The 17,317-nt window shown below is 37.1% G+C and carries 16 protein-coding genes; 9 read left to right on the top strand and 7 right to left on the bottom strand.

What is annotated here, in order from left to right; all coding sequences use genetic code 11:
* Positions 1–79: 79 nt before the first annotated feature.
* Positions 80–1,528, top strand: a complete 1,449-nt coding sequence (locus EZ444_RS13800) for a glyceraldehyde-3-phosphate dehydrogenase (RefSeq protein WP_131609759.1) — start codon at positions 80–82, stop codon at positions 1,526–1,528.
* Positions 1,529–1,558: 30 nt separating this feature from the next.
* Here the strand turns inward: EZ444_RS13800 and EZ444_RS13795 are convergent, their stop codons facing one another.
* Together EZ444_RS13795 and EZ444_RS13790 are read right to left on the bottom strand one after the other, a co-directional pair.
* Positions 1,559–2,176, bottom strand: coding sequence for a porin family protein (locus EZ444_RS13795; RefSeq protein ID WP_131609758.1), 618 nt, complete (start codon positions 2,174–2,176; stop codon positions 1,559–1,561).
* A gap of 10 nt (positions 2,177–2,186) precedes the next feature.
* Complete coding sequence (locus EZ444_RS13790) at positions 2,187–3,170, bottom strand: potassium channel beta subunit family protein (protein ID WP_131609757.1); 984 nt, start codon at positions 3,168–3,170, stop codon at positions 2,187–2,189.
* Between the two features lie 124 nt (positions 3,171–3,294).
* Between EZ444_RS13790 and EZ444_RS13785 the strand changes: the two genes are divergently transcribed.
* On the top strand, positions 3,295–4,257 hold the full coding sequence (locus EZ444_RS13785; protein WP_225874730.1) for a M28 family peptidase: 963 nt from the start codon (positions 3,295–3,297) through the stop codon (positions 4,255–4,257).
* A gap of 3 nt (positions 4,258–4,260) precedes the next feature.
* Here EZ444_RS13785 and EZ444_RS13780 read toward each other — a convergent pair whose 3' ends face one another.
* The 5 genes from EZ444_RS13780 to EZ444_RS13760 all read right to left on the bottom strand — a co-directional run bounded on the left by EZ444_RS13780 (position 4,261) and on the right by EZ444_RS13760 (position 7,948).
* Positions 4,261–4,527: a hypothetical protein gene (locus tag EZ444_RS13780; RefSeq protein WP_169472200.1), complete on the bottom strand. Its 267-nt coding sequence runs from the start codon at positions 4,525–4,527 to the stop codon at positions 4,261–4,263.
* Between the two features lie 120 nt (positions 4,528–4,647).
* Positions 4,648–6,327 (bottom strand): S41 family peptidase, encoded by a 1,680-nt coding sequence (locus EZ444_RS13775; RefSeq protein ID WP_131609755.1) that lies wholly within the window; start codon positions 6,325–6,327, stop codon positions 4,648–4,650.
* A 42-nt stretch (positions 6,328–6,369) separates the two neighbouring features.
* Positions 6,370–6,978 (bottom strand): HAD hydrolase-like protein, encoded by a 609-nt coding sequence (locus tag EZ444_RS13770; protein WP_131609754.1) that lies wholly within the window; start codon positions 6,976–6,978, stop codon positions 6,370–6,372.
* Positions 6,978–7,301 carry a hypothetical protein gene (locus EZ444_RS13765; RefSeq protein WP_131609752.1) on the bottom strand — a complete coding sequence of 108 codons (324 nt, stop codon included), beginning with the start codon at positions 7,299–7,301 and terminating at the stop codon, positions 6,978–6,980. The genes EZ444_RS13770 and EZ444_RS13765 overlap by 1 nt, the downstream gene beginning before the upstream one ends.
* The gene (locus tag EZ444_RS13760) at positions 7,298–7,948 is read right to left on the bottom strand and encodes an ABC transporter ATP-binding protein (RefSeq protein ID WP_131609750.1); all 651 of its coding nucleotides are present in this window, start codon (positions 7,946–7,948) and stop codon (positions 7,298–7,300) included. Before EZ444_RS13760 ends, EZ444_RS13765 begins: the two co-directional genes overlap by 4 nt.
* Before the next feature lie 120 nt (positions 7,949–8,068).
* Between EZ444_RS13760 and EZ444_RS13755 the strand changes: the two genes are divergently transcribed.
* The 7 genes from EZ444_RS13755 (at position 8,069) to asnS (ending at position 17,288) form a co-directional block, all read left to right on the top strand.
* On the top strand, positions 8,069–8,698 hold the full coding sequence (locus EZ444_RS13755; protein WP_131609748.1) for a hypothetical protein: 630 nt from the start codon (positions 8,069–8,071) through the stop codon (positions 8,696–8,698).
* Entirely contained in the window at positions 8,698–8,994 is a 297-nt protein-coding gene (locus EZ444_RS13750; protein WP_131609746.1) for a winged helix-turn-helix domain-containing protein, read from the top strand. The genes EZ444_RS13755 and EZ444_RS13750 overlap by 1 nt, the downstream gene beginning before the upstream one ends.
* Before the next feature lie 140 nt (positions 8,995–9,134).
* Positions 9,135–10,709, top strand: a complete 1,575-nt coding sequence (locus tag EZ444_RS13745) for a DUF4153 domain-containing protein (protein WP_131609744.1) — start codon at positions 9,135–9,137, stop codon at positions 10,707–10,709.
* Between the two features lie 11 nt (positions 10,710–10,720).
* A complete protein-coding gene (locus tag EZ444_RS13740) occupies positions 10,721–11,476 on the top strand; it encodes a ferritin-like domain-containing protein (RefSeq protein WP_131609742.1) in 756 nt (251 codons plus the stop codon).
* A 41-nt stretch (positions 11,477–11,517) separates the two neighbouring features.
* On the top strand, positions 11,518–12,711 hold the full coding sequence (gene sucC, locus EZ444_RS13735; RefSeq protein ID WP_131609740.1) for an ADP-forming succinate--CoA ligase subunit beta: 1,194 nt from the start codon (positions 11,518–11,520) through the stop codon (positions 12,709–12,711).
* Positions 12,712–12,942: 231 nt separating this feature from the next.
* The gene (locus tag EZ444_RS13730) at positions 12,943–15,396 is read left to right on the top strand and encodes an outer membrane beta-barrel family protein (RefSeq protein WP_131609738.1); all 2,454 of its coding nucleotides are present in this window, start codon (positions 12,943–12,945) and stop codon (positions 15,394–15,396) included.
* A gap of 443 nt (positions 15,397–15,839) precedes the next feature.
* Positions 15,840–17,288 (top strand): asparagine--tRNA ligase, encoded by a 1,449-nt coding sequence (asnS, locus tag EZ444_RS13725; RefSeq protein ID WP_131609736.1) that lies wholly within the window; start codon positions 15,840–15,842, stop codon positions 17,286–17,288.
* Positions 17,289–17,317: the final 29 nt, after the last annotated feature.

Genomic DNA, 17,317 nt, shown 5'->3' with positions numbered 1-17,317 from the left:
AGAAATATATAAGTAAAAAAGATTGGGTACTCACTCAATCTTTTTTACTTTTGCAGCATTCTAACCAAAATTTCCTAGTATGTTAAAGAAGTACCAATCCGAGTTCCAAAACTGGATTGAAAAAGAAAAGAAAGCTATTGAATTAATCAATATCGTGGGCCAGCTTTGGTTCGACAGATCTGTTGAACTGGTATTATTCCGAAAACCTTTATTTGATGTAGGCAGCAGCGAGATTCTTGCACACCACCAGTATGCAAAAGAAGTAAGTGGAAAAGACATCAGCATTTACGAAACTTTAGAATTAGCCACTACTATTGCCAAATGCAACTTAGCTCCTTCGAGAGTGGACGTTGGCCGACTGGCTTCGGAATGGCTGGAAGACAATAACAACTACCCTTCTATTAATGACTTTGTAGTCCACAAATTAAGCAAACACATCGGTAAAGATAAAATCAGCTTAAAACCTAAAGATGTGGTTTTATTTGGCTTTGGTCGTATTGGCAGAATTGCCGCTCGCGAGCTGATCTTGCAAGCTGGTAAAGGGGAGCAACTACGCTTAAGAGCAATTGTAACCCGTAGTTATAGCGATGAGGAATTGATAAAAAGAGGTGAATTATTACGTACGGATTCCATCCACGGTCCTTTTACTGGTACCATCGTTGAAGATTTTGCGAACAAAGCTTTAATCATCAATGGCCAGACTATTTATTTCATACAGGCAGAATCACCGGAATCGGTAGACTACACTGCTTATGATATTAAGGACGCGCTTCTAATAGACAATACTGGAATTTATCGCGACCGAGAGGGCTTAGGTAAGCACTTAAAATCTAAGGGCATCAGTAAAGTTTTATTGACCGCACCTGCTAAAGGCGATATCCCTAACGTGGTTGCAGGTATTAATGACCGTGACATTGATTTCAAAAAAGAAACCATTCTATCAAATGCTTCTTGTACTACAAATGCCATTGTTCCTGTGCTTAAAATAGTGGACGATGCTTTTGGTATTGAAAAAGGACATATTGAAACGGTACATTCTTATACGAATGACCAGAATTTACTGGACAACTACCATAAAAAATATCGTAGAGGCCGATCGGCAGCGCTAAACCTGGTGATTACTGAAACTGGTGCAGATAAAGCTGTAGCTAAAGTGATCCCGCATTTAGGTGGCAAATTAACAGGAAATGCAGTACGCGTTCCTACACCTAATGTATCGCTTGCCATATTAAACCTATCTTTAAACAAGGTAACCTCAAAAGAGGAGGTTTCGGAGATATTGAAACAGGCATCTTTATTTGGTGACTTAACTGAGCAGATTGAATATTCGATCTCGAATGAGTTGGTGAGCACTGATTTAATTGGAAACAGTCATGCTTCTATTATCGACGGTCCTGCTACAATTATTGCAAAAGATAATAAGTCTATCGTGCTTTATGCATGGTATGACAATGAATATGGCTACACTAGACAGGTGATCCGCCTGGCTAAGAAAATGGCAGGAGTAGTAAGGCTGACTTATTATTAAGCATATAGGCGGGTGATCAGGATCACCCGCTTAAAAAGTATACCCCATAGATAAGGCAAAGCCTTTATTCTTGAGGTTAGTCGCCCCATCTGTAAGTGCTTCTTGAAAATCTGTCGAATACCTTACAGTTACATTGACATCAGGGGTAATGTTATAACCGATCCCTACTGCTGCTCCAGCAATAAATTTACGGTAATTTTTAAGACTGGTATCCTCATTAACTTGTTCTGCATCCACCGTAAAAGTCGTTTTCTGCGCTAATAGCAATGAAAGTTCGGGACCAATAAAAAACGTTAAGTCGGATATAGGTTTGTAGCCAATTAACACAGGAAGCTCCAGATAGGAAAACTTCATATTAACTTTATCAGCTGCATTTTGCTGAAATTTGGCATTTTTCTGAATATAGTACAGTTCTGGAAGAAAGGTAAGGCTTTTTGCTATTGGCAAATCTCCGTATACCCCAACCTGGAAGCCGAGTTCAGCATTTGTCTTATAACCCTGACTTCCAAATGTTATCTGATGCATATTCATTAAATTGACACCGGCCCTAACACCAAACCCCATTTCATCACGTAATTGTGCTTTTAGCTGGAAGGCCAAACTGCTTAGCGTTAAGCCAAGTACCAGTATGAATAATCTGTTGTTCATATTTTTGAGGTTAAAACTGTATAATTTTAGGTTTGGTCTGCACGATAGCTTCTATACGATCCATGACTTCATCGGTAAGCAAGGGTAACACTTCTAAAGCGGTTAAGTTTTCGTCCAACTGTTCTGTTTTTGAAGCGCCCAAAATAACAGTACTTACATGCGGATTTTTAAGGCACCATGCCAGGGAAAGTTTAGCTAAGGACACATCTAGCGCATCAGCTAAAGTTTGCAATTGTTCTGCCTTCTTTAACTTTTCTTCATTCAAAACCGCATCTTTTAACCACTCCATCCCTTTCAGTTCCAACCGGGTATCCTTCGTTTTCTTAGCTGTATACTTACCGGAGAGCAATCCAGAAGCCAATGGTGACCAAACGGTAGCTCCCAATCCGTATTCTTTAAACAACAACAAGTATTCGTTTTCGAGTTTATTACGCTCCATCAAATTATACTGTGGTTGTTCCATGGTAGGCCCAATCAGGTTGTACTGTTTGGCTACCCGTATGGCTTCCATAATCTCAGCGGCATCCCACTCCGATGTTCCCCAATAAAGGATCTTACCTTGCTGCAAAAGCATATTCATCGCCCACACAGTTTCCTCTATAGGTGTGTTTCTGTCCGGACGGTGGCAAAAATAGAGATCCAGGTAATCAACCTGTAATCTTGACAAGGCTCCATTACAAGCTTCAATGACGTGTTTACGGGACAGTCCTACCCTATTTGGTCCTTTATCTACGGTTCCAAAAAAGACTTTACTGGAAAGTACGAAAGACTCACGCTCCCATTTGTGTGCTTTTAATATCTTCCCCATTACGATTTCCGACTTTCCGGCAGCATATCCCTCTGCATTATCGAAGAAGTTAACCCCAGCATCATAAGCGATCCCCATGAGGTCGTCTGCAGTTTTATCACTAATCTGATGCCCAAAAGTAAGCCAACTACCTAAAGACAATGCACTTACCTGCAATCCAGATTTCCCTAAATGCCTATATTCCATTTTAAATTGTTTTATGGTCAATAATGCGTCCCCTATAAACGAACTAATGTAAAACAGCAATGTTGAGTTTAAGTTTTCACAAAAAAAGGATGACCTGTTTCTCAGTAACTATATTTACCTTTATATGATGCTGAAGTTTACTCCTATGAATACTTACCTACTGATATCCTTAGGGTTGTTATTGAGTTGTGGTACAGTAAAAAACACTGGCACAACTGCTATGGACCAACAATTGCTAAAAGATGTGGAAATCCTATCTTCTGACAGTTATGAGGGGCGTAAAACGAATACCAAGGGAGCTGAAATGGCAAGAGTTTATCTCGCTGATAGACTTAAGTCAATAGGCCTAACACCCTTCCCTCAGCTAGCTGGTTATGAACAGCCTTTTTCTTTTAAAAATGGCAATAAAGGCCTTATTAATGGAAAAAACATGATTGGTTATATTGAAGGTAAAAGTGACCAGGTGATTGTCATTTCTGCGCATTATGACCATATAGGAATCATCAACAACCAAATCTACAACGGAGCTGACGACAACGCCTCAGGTGTTGCTGCGTTGCTAAAGTTTGCTGCTTATTATAAAGATCACAAACCCAATCATACTTTAATTTTCGCTGCTTTTGATGCTGAGGAAATGGGCTTGCAAGGTTCTAAAGCATTTGTTGCTAACCCACCTGTAAAACTGGATAAAATTATCATGAACATCAATATGGACATGATCAGTCACAACGATAAAGGAGAGCTTTATGCTTGTGGCACTTTTAAGTACCCCTCATTGAAAAATTACTTCTATACTACCAACCCTAAATTGAAGGTGTTATTTGGACATGATGACCCAAAACTTGGGCATAACGATTGGACCAACCAGAGTGATCATTCGGCTTTTAATGACAAGAATATTCCTTTTATTTATTTTGGTGTTGAAGACCATAAAGATTATCACAAGGCAAGTGATGAATATCAGAATATTAATAAAACGTTCTTTATCGATGCCAGCAACTCTATTCTAGAGATCATTAACAACATCGATAAAGAACGTGATATACAACAGCTATTTCGCGAAAAGCTGCAAATGAAAAAACAATAAGACTTAAAATTCTATATCCAACAAACTGTTTAGTGGAATATGTATTCCGCTTTTCAATTGAAGATAGTCTGCTGTAACCGACCATACTGTTGTTGAAACAGTCCTCGGTCCTTCTTTGGTATTGAATGTAATGTCTGCCTTAGATTTAAACTCATTTCCCAATCGTTGGGCAGCATTTAATTTATCTCTTAATTCTTCGGTATGATTCTGATCAGCATGAATGATTTGGCTGATGTCTATCGCTTCTTTCTCTATTAATTCCCCTAACATAATAATATTGGCTAAAATCTTAACTAAACGTGCTTTTAATCTATTAAAATACAATAAAACAAAAAAACATCACACTTCAAAGCGATTTATGCAATTGTGTCAATAATATTTCAGAAGAGATTATTTTAAACCTTTTCGTGTTTCAATCATCCCTACAAATTCGCTATTTGGATCTAAGGGTATAAAATTTGCACTGTTAAATGGTACACTTTGCACAGTCACACCTCTAGCGTCCACTGAGCTCGTTTTATTAGAAGCTACTGTTGCCGCTCCTGGCACAAGTACATTAAGCGCCAAAGCCGTGTAACTATCCCGTTCATCGCCAAATGGATAAGTAGGCGTATCATTAGTACTTGTCACATCAGGAACCATCCCGCTATAATAGCCGCCTTCATTATTCGAGTTTCGGGTCTCAAAAAGAGACATAAACACTTCATACCTATTCTGAAGAACAATTGGAAAAAAGCCTACCGGCTTTCCGTAAGTAGTAGTACCTACTAACTTTACATTAAGATAGGGCTTCAACGAATTGATTAGTAATTCACTTGCTGATGCGGTACTTCCAGAAACGATAAACACGACATTATTTACGCCATTCACACTTCCTTTTTTATTAAAATAGGTGTTATTAACCGCTGCTGTTGAAGAATAATCGAGATCTGCATAGGTTAACATTACACCATTCCTATACCGTATCTTTCCTGCAGCATCTAGCAATGGTTGTTTGGCCAGAATTGTCGCCTTACCACTTTGCATGGTAGAATTATAGATTTCGGTATACATTTTCTTTCCTGATAAACTTGGAGGTGAAATTAAATTGGCAAGATAAGTCGCCGATTCTATATATCCCCCACCGTTATACCTTAGATCAATAATTAAGTCTGTAACACCTTGTGTGGCAAAATCAGCAAAAACAGGGTCTAAGCTCAGATCACTTGGCGTATCAAAATTAGTCAATGCAGAAAATCTTGCATAAGACAAGTAGCCTATTTTTCTTCCAGATTTAATGATCACCTTTGAAGCATATACAGGGCTACTTTTATAGGATGCTTTAGTTAATGCTAAATTAAAAGGCGCATTATCCGCGTAATTATTACCAGTAAGCGTTACTGATGACGCATCCATCGATGCCAGAACGTTACTAGCCTCACTGTCGTAACTAGCGCCTATTGAAGCGCCATTCACCGTTTTAATTACCCAGCCGCGTTTTACGCCTGCTTTATCTGCCGGAGAGCCCGGGTATACTGCCGTAACAAATAATAAGTAAGGCCTGGGAGCAACATTGCTTGTTAAATAAAAAACCGCACGAATACCAATATCATTTCCATTTCCTGCCAAATCTACCGCAGCCTCGGCCCCTGGAGTACTGCTAATTGGCTGTGGATTATTTGATAAAATATCATTTATATAGGAATACTTTGTACTTGACGGATTAGTGGAACTATACTCGTAAGGTTTTCCTGTTGATGGATTTATTTTAAACCTGGTAATGTCAAAAAGCTCTTGATTATACCCATTAATGTCTGGCGATGTTTTATACCTTCTTGGATCAAAGGCATCATAAGAAGGCAATGCATCATTCCAGAAGTAGATTTGCTGGGCATACAGAAACAATGAATCGTTTGTAAGGAACGTTCTATCTGTTGTAGGCGTTTGTTTAGTATTTGGACCAAGAACTAGAGGTACAACAGCGGGAGCCTGTTCTGGCTCTACTTTAGATTTTCTACATGCTGCGAAAGACACAATAACAAGCAGCATTATGAGGAAATTTGGTTTCCTCGACCATATGATGGATTTCATTTGAAATATTTTAGTTAAATATACGACTTATTACAAACGTAATTAAACCTTAAATAGTTCATTTACATCCAAATAATCCATTTTATACTTCAAAGCGCTACTTTTTGCAAATTTGGAATTTCCGATTAACAGTACCCTTTCTTTTTTTAACTCCTGCTTTTCTATGATCAATTTCAGTGCATCCTGCTCAGGTTCAAATTCTTCTGTAAAAAAAACAGTAAGATATTTTTCAAGCCCATTCCACTCAGTTTGTTTAATTTTATTGAGTTGAGTAGCCGGATTTCCACTTACCAATAGAAATATTTGTTTGCGTTCTAAAACGATAGATTGCAAGAAATTCAGAACTTCATTGTAGATCAATAATTTAAGCGGCAGGCGTGCGCTATGCAACAGCATATCAAAATTAATCTTGTATTTTTCGGGTATATTGAACTTCTCCGCCGTTTTGGCAAAAATATCATCAGCACCAGCTTTCTCATAAGTTTCCTGCATATACTTAAGCACATCTGCTGCATTAAGCTGTTCTCCATACTCCATAAACTGAGCAAAGAGGTAGTACACTTGCAAGAAGTAATCTTTCTCAGGGAAGATTACATTGTCTAATTCAAAGAAAAAGGAATCCTTTTCTTGTAGGTATTTTTCAAAAATCATTATAATGCTGTCGATTTGTTTGTATCAGTTAGCTTCAGGATATCGATATTAAATTCCTTAAACAACACGCTTGACTTTAGTAATTCTTCTATTTCAAAATCATTCAAGGCCAATATGGCATCTGCGCCTTCATTTAAACAATGATTTAACAAGTTATGTGCAATGATGTCGTCATTCCGTTCGCCAAGGGAAAGGAATTTATAAGTTGCCGATGGAAAACTTGGCATATCGCCATAATCGGCAAGTATGATAGTGTCTGAAGTAAACTGTTTAGCTTGTTTTAAAGCTTGGGCCGACTTCCCGCCTGTGATTAATATCCTCATATAATTAAGCCATCTTTCATGGTCACAACCCTGTCGCTTATTTTTGCCAGGTCTTCATTGTGCGTTACTATAACAAATGTTTGTTGAAAATTATCACGAAGGGTGATAAAGAACTCATGCAAAGCGTTAGCATTTGCAGAATCTAAATTGCCGGAAGGCTCATCGGCAAGGATGATAGCAGGGTTATTGATTAATGCTCTTGCGACTGCAATACGTTGCTGCTCGCCCCCAGACATTTGATTTGGCTTATGATCTGCCCTATCTTTTAATCCCAACAGCTCAAGCAATTCCATAGCGCGGTGCTCGGCTTGTTTCTTTGCTGTTTTGGCTATAAAAGCCGGAATACAGATATTTTCAAGCGCCGTAAACTCTGGTAACAAGTGGTGAAACTGGAAGACGAAACCTATATTACGATTCCGAAAAACGCTAAGCAACTCGCCCGAAAGCTTGCTCACCGTTGTTCCTTTCAACTCTACTTCTCCATGATCAGGCTTATCTAAGGTTCCAAGAATATGTAAAAGCGTGCTTTTACCTGCTCCTGAGGCCCCTATAATACTTACAATCTCACCTTTTGACACTTCAAAATCCACACCTTTTAATATAGGCAGGTTTCCGTAAGCTTTTTTTATACCTGTGGCTTTTAGCATAGATGCAAACTTACAAAAACATCACGCAAGGTTAAACAAATATGCCAGAACAAATAATCTTAAATATTATTTGGAATATAACCAATATAAACTAACTTTGAATTACAAAGTACTTTTAAAATGAACAACCAGGAAGAACAACTCAGTGCATTGAACGATATCAAAAAGTTGATGGATCGTTCGTCCAGATTTATTTCTTTAAGCGGATTATCAGGTGTTTTTGCTGGTTTTACAGCCTTAGTTGGTGCTTATCTTGCCCATCTGGAGATAGCGAATTTTATAAACGCTACTAATGAATATAGTTATACGGAACTGGATCTGGAATTTAACCTCCTTAAAATTGGCTTTGGTGTTTTACTTGTTGCATTGATCGGTGGTTTATTACTCACCTTTAGACAGAGCAGAAAAAAGAAACTCCCATTTTGGGACAGAACCACAAAAAATCTATTGCTAAACTTGGCTATCCCCTTAGTTTCGGGCGGCCTGTTTATTATCGCCTTACTTCTTGTTCACCCTGGTACCTACGGATTAATTGCACCTTCTTGCTTAGTTTTTTACGGATTAGCCTTAATTAACGCCAGTAAATACACTTATACGGATATTCGTTTTTTAGGCTTCTGTGAAATTATCCTTGGATTGATCGCTATGTTTTATATCGGCTATGGCCTTTATTTCTGGGCTATTGGTTTTGGTGTTCTTCATATCTTTTACGGTATGTTGATGTATTTTAAATATGAAAGGGGGAATTAATGAAAAACCCTATAGAAGCGCTTAATAAGATATTCGACAGCCGGATCAGACTGGGCGTAATGTCGATACTAATAGTTAATGACAGCATTAGTTTTAATGAACTAAAACAATTACTGGAGCTAACTGATGGCAACCTTGCCTCCCATTTGAACACCTTGGAGCAGGCGGAATACTTAAAAGTTCAAAAATCATTTATAGGAAAAAAAACAAACACAACATATATCATTACAGAGCTTGGCAGACATGCATTTAAAGCGCATTTAGATGCTTTAGAGAAAATGATTAAGGGCATCTAATTTTTTTACACTCACACTTTGAAACACAAAGCACTTTCTATAACTAAATAAAATGAAACCATCATGAGTAAACTCTCGCAAACAGCAACAAATATTACTCATGATAGCTTCATAACCATTAAAAATCAAATTATATTCTGATGAAAAATAAATCTAACTTCTTAGTCCTATCAACCTTTTTTGGGGGATTACTGTTCAACTATCTGTTTTGGACAGAAAGATTAGCATTGAATCTTTTAATTTATAGCCTCTACATCCTTACCATCACCTATTTCAATAAGGATATTACCAAAAGCTACAAGTTTAAGATCTATGCAACCGCACATCTGTTAGCGGCAATTTTAGTGGTTATTAACAATTCTGATTTGACAATTGTCACTTATTACATCAGCTTAATTTTGTTCGTCGGTTTTAGCCACTACCCCCAAATCAGAACTGTATTTACCGCCGTTATTGCGACCGCTTTGCAATTTATTACGCTACCATTTAACTTTATTCAAAGTTTAGCGACAGTTAGTATTGGTAAATTTAATCTGAAACCGATTTTAAAATTTGCCAAATATGTTTTCATTCCAATAATAATAGTCACGTTTTTCACCGTTATTTACATGGTGGCAAATGAAGTTTTTGCACATTACGTGGATACCTTCGTCTTAAATATATCCAACTTCCTAGGTAACATCTTTAGTTTCTTTTTCAAAGACATCACGCTAGTTCGCTTTCTACACTTCTGTCTTGGAGCGATAGTAACTGGTGGTTTAGTCTTTACTTTTTTCAATCATAATTTGGAAAAAGCCGAATCAAAATGCACGGAAAAATTAGATAGGATCAGAAAAGACCCCAATCGTCATACAATATGGCGTGAAATGATTCAGATATTCAGCCCTAATTTGTTAACTAAAAAACTAGCGCTTAAAACTGAATACATCACGGGCATCATTTCATTTGTAGCTTTAAATCTTTTATTGCTATCCGTAAACCTAATTGATATTACCACATTATGGCTCGGTTATAAACCTTCAGGTAACTTTTCTGCAGATTTACATCAGGGAACTAATGCGTTAATTTTCAGTATTATCATGGCAATGGCGGTAATTCTTTATTTTTTTAGAGGAAACCTAAATTTTTACAGCAAAAGCAAAACTTTAAAAGTCCTGGCTTTCGCCTGGATGATCCAGAATTTCATCCTCATCATCTCCGTATTTATCCGTGATGGTTATTATATCGAATATCAAGGTTTAACGCATAAAAGAATTGGTGTATTGGTATTTGCTATACTTTGTATAATTGGACTAACCACAGTCTACATTAAAGTTGCCAAACAAAAAACACTTTTCTACCTCTTTAAGATCAATGGACACATATGGTTTGCCTTGTTACTCGTTTTTAGCACTATAAACTGGGATGTACTCATTGCAAAATACAATATCAATCATACAAGCTCTTCTGGTATCGATCTTGACTACTTGTTTTCATTATCAGATAAAACACTGCCAATTTTAGATAAAAACAGGTCTAACCTATACGCTACTTCGATCCCGGATCTAAAAAGTCCAAAGGCTGTATTGCTTACACAAAATGACAAATTTCAAAGACGACTTGATCGCCGAATCGGTTACTTCGCTGAAAGGTACCAGAAGACGACCTGGCTTTCCTGGAACTACCGCGATTGGCAAACACATCAATACTTAATTAAAAACCGGTTACAACCTTAAACCCTGGAGCTATGCATAATTCCATGTACTGGATAAATTATTTTACTCAAAATCTTAAAAAACAAAGGATAGATTGGAGTATAAGTCCAACTTTAACAAGAATAGAGAAAAACAACATCTTAGCATCTTTACAAGCCTGGCAACTCGGTGAGACATCAGAAGGAACCAACCTGATAAATGCAGCAACAAAGCATGCAAAAGAACTTAATGACCCTCATTATACTGATGCCATAAGGTTATTCATCAAGGAGGAGCAAAAACATGGCAATAACCTGGGCCAGTATATCGATCTTATAGGTGAACAGCGGATTAAGAAAGATTGGGGTGACAGCTTATTTAGAAAAATGAGGGGCCTAAATACACACATGGAATTCTGGACGATTGCCGTAATTACTGTAGAAAGTACTGCACAAATATTTTATCAATGCTTAAAAGATGCTACAGAATGTAGATTACTTAAACAGATATGCACCGACATCTTAATTGATGAAGCTGCACATATTACTTTTCAGATTGAGCGTCTAAGTCTACGGTACAATCATAAAAACCTATTTATGAGAACAATCTCCTATTACTTTTACACGGTTTTCTATTTTTCGACTACCCTTGTAGTTTGGTTTGCCCACAAGAGGTTATTTAAGGCAGGCCAGGTCAATTTCAGCAATTATTGGTTAAAGATGAAACTCAAGTTTAAAAAGACCATTAAAAAACTTAAACCTGAAACTGAAAATATAAACACTGAAAATACCTACAGTCATTTGTTATAAAGCTTTTGAAGTTGTAGATTTGAACAAATTTTTTCAGCATAATGAATATCCACGAATATCAAGGTAAAGAAATACTTAAAAGTTTTGGAGTAGCCGTACAAGAAGGTGTAGTAGCCGACACGGTAGAGCAGGCTGTAGAAGCTGCTAAAAAAATGAAAACCGATTACAATTCTGACTGGGTTGTGATTAAAGCTCAAATCCACGCTGGTGGACGCGGTAAAGGTGGAGGCGTAAAATTAGCCAAAAACCTGGATGAGGTTAGAGAAAGAGCTACCGCTATTTTAGGTATGCAATTGGTAACCCCACAGACCGGTCCTGAAGGAAAGAAGGTTAACAAAATTTTAGTTGCACAGGATGTTTACTATCCAGGAGCTTCAGAAACCAAAGAATTTTATGTTAGTGTGTTGTTAAACCGTTCAACCGGAAGAAACATCATCATGTACTCTACCGAAGGTGGAATGGACATTGAAGAGGTTGCTGAACACACTCCACACTTGATCTTCAAAGAAGAAATCGACCCTAAAGTTGGTTTACAAGGATTTCAGGCACGTAAAATCGCTTTCAACTTAGGTTTGAGCGGTGGCGCACATAAAGAAATGGTGAAATTTGTTACCGCTCTTTATAAAGCATACGACAGCACTGATTCTGCTATGTTTGAAATCAACCCTGTATTAAAAACATCTGATGATAAAATCATCGCTGTTGATGCTAAAGTAGATTTAGATGAGAACGCTTTGTTCCGTCACCCAAATTATGCAGCAATGCGTGATAAATTGGAAGAAGATCCTACTGACGTAGAAGCAAGTGAATCAAACCTTAACTATGTAAAACTTGACGGTAACGTTGGTTGTATGGTTAATGGTGCTGGTTTAGCTATGGCGACTATGGACATCATTAAAATTGCTGGTGGTGAGCCTGCTAACTTCCTTGATGTAGGTGGAACTGCAAATGCACAAACTGTTAAAGCTGGTTTTAACATTATCCTTAAGGATCCAAATGTAAAAGCCATCTTAATTAACATCTTTGGTGGTATTGTACGTTGTGACCGTGTTGCACAAGGCGTTATTGATGCTTACAATGAAATCGGTGATGTTCCTGTTCCTATCATCTGCCGTCTACAAGGCACAAATGCTGTAGAAGCTAAAAAACTGATCGATGAATCAGGATTGAAAGTTTACTCAGCTATCGCACTGCAAGATGCTTCTGACTTAGTAACTAAAGTATTAGCAAACTAATACAACGCTTTTTTACCATAATCATATTAAAAAAGCTACCTCCACAAGGGGTAGCTTTTTTTTGTCTCAAAAATTAGGCACGATACCCTCCATTTCGTCGAAGTAATGAGCTAGCTCGTCGTTCATTTCTTAACGTTTGTCTATTTTCCTGTAACTACTGCAACGTATTCGGATTAATTATGTCTTAATAATGTCTGATTAAGACAATCCGACAACACAAATCCGCTAGTTATGAAAACGATTATACTCTTCACCATCCTATTCACTATTCTTTTTTCTTTAAGCAATGCAAATGCACAAGGAATCAATCTTACAGGTGAAATAGCAGGCAAAGTACTGGATGAAAAGCAAGCCGCATTTCCATATGCTTCTGTTAGCCTATTAAATGCCAAGGATTCGACATTAGTAAAAGGAACACTAAGCAATGACAGCGGCAACTATTTATTAACAAACATCAAACAGGGTGCTTATTTGATCGCTATTTATGTAGTTGGCTACAAAAAAGCTTATAAAGGTCCTTATGCCATCACAGCCACAAATCAATCACATAAGCTTGATGCTACACAACTAAATCAGGATAGCAAACAACTAAAAGGTGTTGAAATTCTGAGACAAAAGCCATTAATAGAGCGCATGATCGATAAGACTGTAATTAATGTGGAAAACAGCACCCTAACCACTGGTAACTCTGCACTTGACATCTTGGAGAAACTACCTGGTGTAACTGTGGATAAAGACGGAAAGGTTAGTCTTAAAGGCAAGCAAGGGGTAAACATTATGCTTGACGGCAAGCCTACCTATCTATCCTCAGAGCAATTGGCCAATCTATTGCGCACCACAGAAGGAAGCGCTATCCAATCTATTGAATTGATTCCTAACCCTTCGGCAAAATATGATGCTGCAGGTAATTCAGGGATTATAAACATCAAGTTAAAAAAGAACCAAAACTACGGCACCAACGGGTCTGTAGATGCCGGCTTAGGATATGGTAAATATTACAAGGCTAGTGGTGGATTAACCTTAAATCATCGGGAGAAAAAATTTAATGTTTTCGGGAACTTTTATTACGGGCGCAACAAGAGATATAGTGGTACTGACATTATGCGAACTAACAATACAGCGACTAACAAAACATATTTTGATCAAACCAATTACAATTTAAGAATCAGAAACAATATCAACTATAAAGGTGGCATTGACTACTTTATAAATGACAAAAGCACAATAGGTTTTTCGTTTAATGGCTATAAAAGCGATGGTAAAAACGCATCTGATGTATTAACCTTAATTGGCGACCAGCCCTCAGAAACAGACTCCTCAGTAGTGGCAAAAAATCCAAATGACTACAAATACACTGGTATCTCTTACAACCTGAATTACAAAGGAACAATTGATACTCTGGGGCAAGAAATTAGCGTCGATGCCGATTACTCAAATTATACAGGCATGGAAAATAACAATTTCAACAATCGGTACTTAGACGCACAGGGACAAACACTAAAACCTGCATATTTATTTAGAAATGCTACACCTACCAAAACAAATATTAAAGCAATAAAAGCGGATTACATCTACCCCATCAATAAAAAAATGAAACTAGAAGCAGGTATAAAATCCAGCTTTGTAAAAACAGACAACAATTTCATATTCGAGAACTTTGAGAACAACGAGTGGATAAACGACAACAAGCGGAGTAATCAATTTCTATATGATGAAAATATTAATGCTGTATATAGCAATCTGACCAGGAAATTTAAAACGACATCGGTACAATTAGGACTTAGAGCTGAACAAACCAATTCAAAAGGAAACTCTATCACAGACAATAAGATTGTAAGCAGACATTATATCAACCTATTTCCTAGTGTTTTTATAAACCAAACACTTTCTAAAGATCATGATATGGGTTTTTCATACAGTAGAAGAATAGATAGACCAGATTATGAATCTCTTAATCCATTTGTGGATTACCTTGACTTATACTCCTACCGATTTGGAAACCCTTTCTTAAAACCTCAGTACACCAATTCCTTCGAAGTGTCTTACACATACAAAAAGAATTTAAACATCACATTTGGCTACAGCCGCACTACAGATGTAATTTCTAATGTTTTATTAACTGATACAATCAAAAAAACAATTTTTATATCCAACGAAAACCTCACTACTCAAGATTCATATAACATGAATATCACTTATCCAATAAAAATTACCAATTGGTGGAATAGTAGTAATAATCTGAATGTGTATTACAATAAATACAGAACTCCAGATCTGTTGGGTAGCCCATATGAAAGTGGGAAAATTGCCTTTCACCTGAATACGACTCAAACTATTACTTTAAACTCAACTACCAATGTAGAACTTTCTGGCAACTACGAATCTAAACAAGTCGCTGGAACCCTATTATTAGATCCTCAATACAATGTAGATTTTGGAGTTAAAAAATCGCTGATGGATAAGAAAATGGACATCAAGCTAGCTGTAAATGATGTATTTAAAACACAAGGAACTAAAATCACCAGCGCCATACCTTCTCAACATTATGTAATCAAAGAAAGGTGGGAAAGCCGGATATTTCGTTTATCCTGCACTTATCGATTCGGAAGTAAAGACATTAAAGCTGCAACTAAGCGCTCAAGCAGTTCAGAAGCAGAAGAAAAAAGAGTTAAATCTGGCGGCTAAAAAATAAGAGGCCTACATCCATCCAGATGTAGGCCTCTCTAACCAAATATAAATTAAACGAGCATTACAAATATAGAGATATATTCTAAAAACAAGCAATAAAATAAATAAAATTCAATATTATTTTCAACAAATAACAACAAAAACTACAAAAACTGATAAAAATCAAGACAAAAACACACACAAACCAAAAACACACCAACAAAACACAAATAAAATCATAAATAAATAACACAAAACAATACAAATAGACAAAAACACATCAAAAATACCATCAAAACAAAAACAAAAGACACAAAACCACACAAAACACAGTAACAAAATGGCAAAAACTACAGAAATAAATAAAATAAATCCAAATACACTTAAAACAATACGCTAAAATATTAAGCTGTTATTTATTCATGATTTTCCTTATTTTTGACGTTCTCCATAATAAAATCATGATACACAGAGAAAAAGTAAAAAGTCTGCTCGAGACAGAAGAGTTTAACAGAGAAGTAACCGTTATGGGTTGGGTACGTACTTTCCGTAACAACCAGTTCATTGCTATAAATGATGGCTCCTGCATGGGAAACATCCAAATCGTTGTTGATTTTAATAATACTCCTGAGGCATTGCTTAAACGCATTACAACCGGTGCTGCGATCGCAGTAAAAGGTACAATCGTTGAATCTGCAGGAAAAGGACAAAGAGTAGATATCAAAGCTGATTCGATTGAAATACTAGGCGATAGCGACCCGGAAAAATTCCCATTACAACCAAAAAAACACAGCTTAGAGTTTTTAAGGGAAATTGCACATTTACGTTTCCGCACCAATACATTTAACGCGGTATTTAAAGTACGCCATGCTTTAGCCTTTGCCATACATCAGTTTTATAATGAAAGAGGTTTTGTATACATGCACACCCCGATCATTACAGCATCAGATGCTGAAGGAGCTGGTGAAATGTTTAAGGTAACAACATTAGATCTTGATAAGCCACCTCGCACCGAAGATGGTCAGGTAGACTATTCAGAAGATTTCTTTGCACGTTCGGCTAACCTAACCGTATCTGGACAGCTTGAAGGTGAGTTAGCTGCAATGGCATTTGGACAGATTTACACTTTCGGACCTACCTTTAGAGCCGAAAACTCAAATACTACTCGTCACCTTGCTGAGTTTTGGATGGTTGAACCAGAGGTTGCTTTTGCTGACCTTGAAGACAACATGCAACTGGCAGAAGACATGATGAAGTATATCATCAGTTATGCGCTAAAAAATTGTAGAGAAGAAATTGATTTCTTAAACAACCGTCTACTGGAAGAAGAGAAAACAAAACCTCAAAATGAGCGCAGTGAATTATCGCTGATTGAGAAGCTAAATTTCTGTTTAGACAACGAGTTTGAACGCTTAACCTACACAGAAGCAATCGCGATTTTAAAATCTTCAAAACCTAATCAAAAGAAACAATTCAAATATCTTATTGATGAATGGGGAGCAGATCTACAGTCAGAGCACGAGCGCTACCTGGTAGAAAAACATTTCAAAAAACCGGTAATATTAACCGATTATCCTGCAGATATAAAATCATTCTACATGCGTCAGAATGAGCCGGACGCTCAGGGTAGAAAAACAGTTGCCGCCATGGACATTCTTTTCCCAGGAATCGGTGAAATGATTGGTGGTTCGCAAAGAGAAGAACGCCTGGACAAACTGACTCAACGAATGGAAGAGCTAAATATTCCTACCGAAGAATTATGGTGGTTTCTAGATACCAGACGTTTTGGTTCAGCCCCACACTCCGGTTTTGGATTAGGCTTTGAAAGACTGGTTCTATTTGTAAGTGGTATGACGAACATCAGAGATGTAATTGCTTTCCCACGTTTCCCAAAAAACGCAGAGTTTTAAGCTCAATAAACCATAATAAAAATGCCCTG

This window comes from Pedobacter hiemivivus (genome assembly GCF_004331685.1).
GTDB classification, from domain to species: Bacteria; Bacteroidota; Bacteroidia; order Sphingobacteriales; family Sphingobacteriaceae; genus Pedobacter; species Pedobacter hiemivivus.
This window is presented reverse-complemented; position numbering and strand designations above follow the sequence as displayed.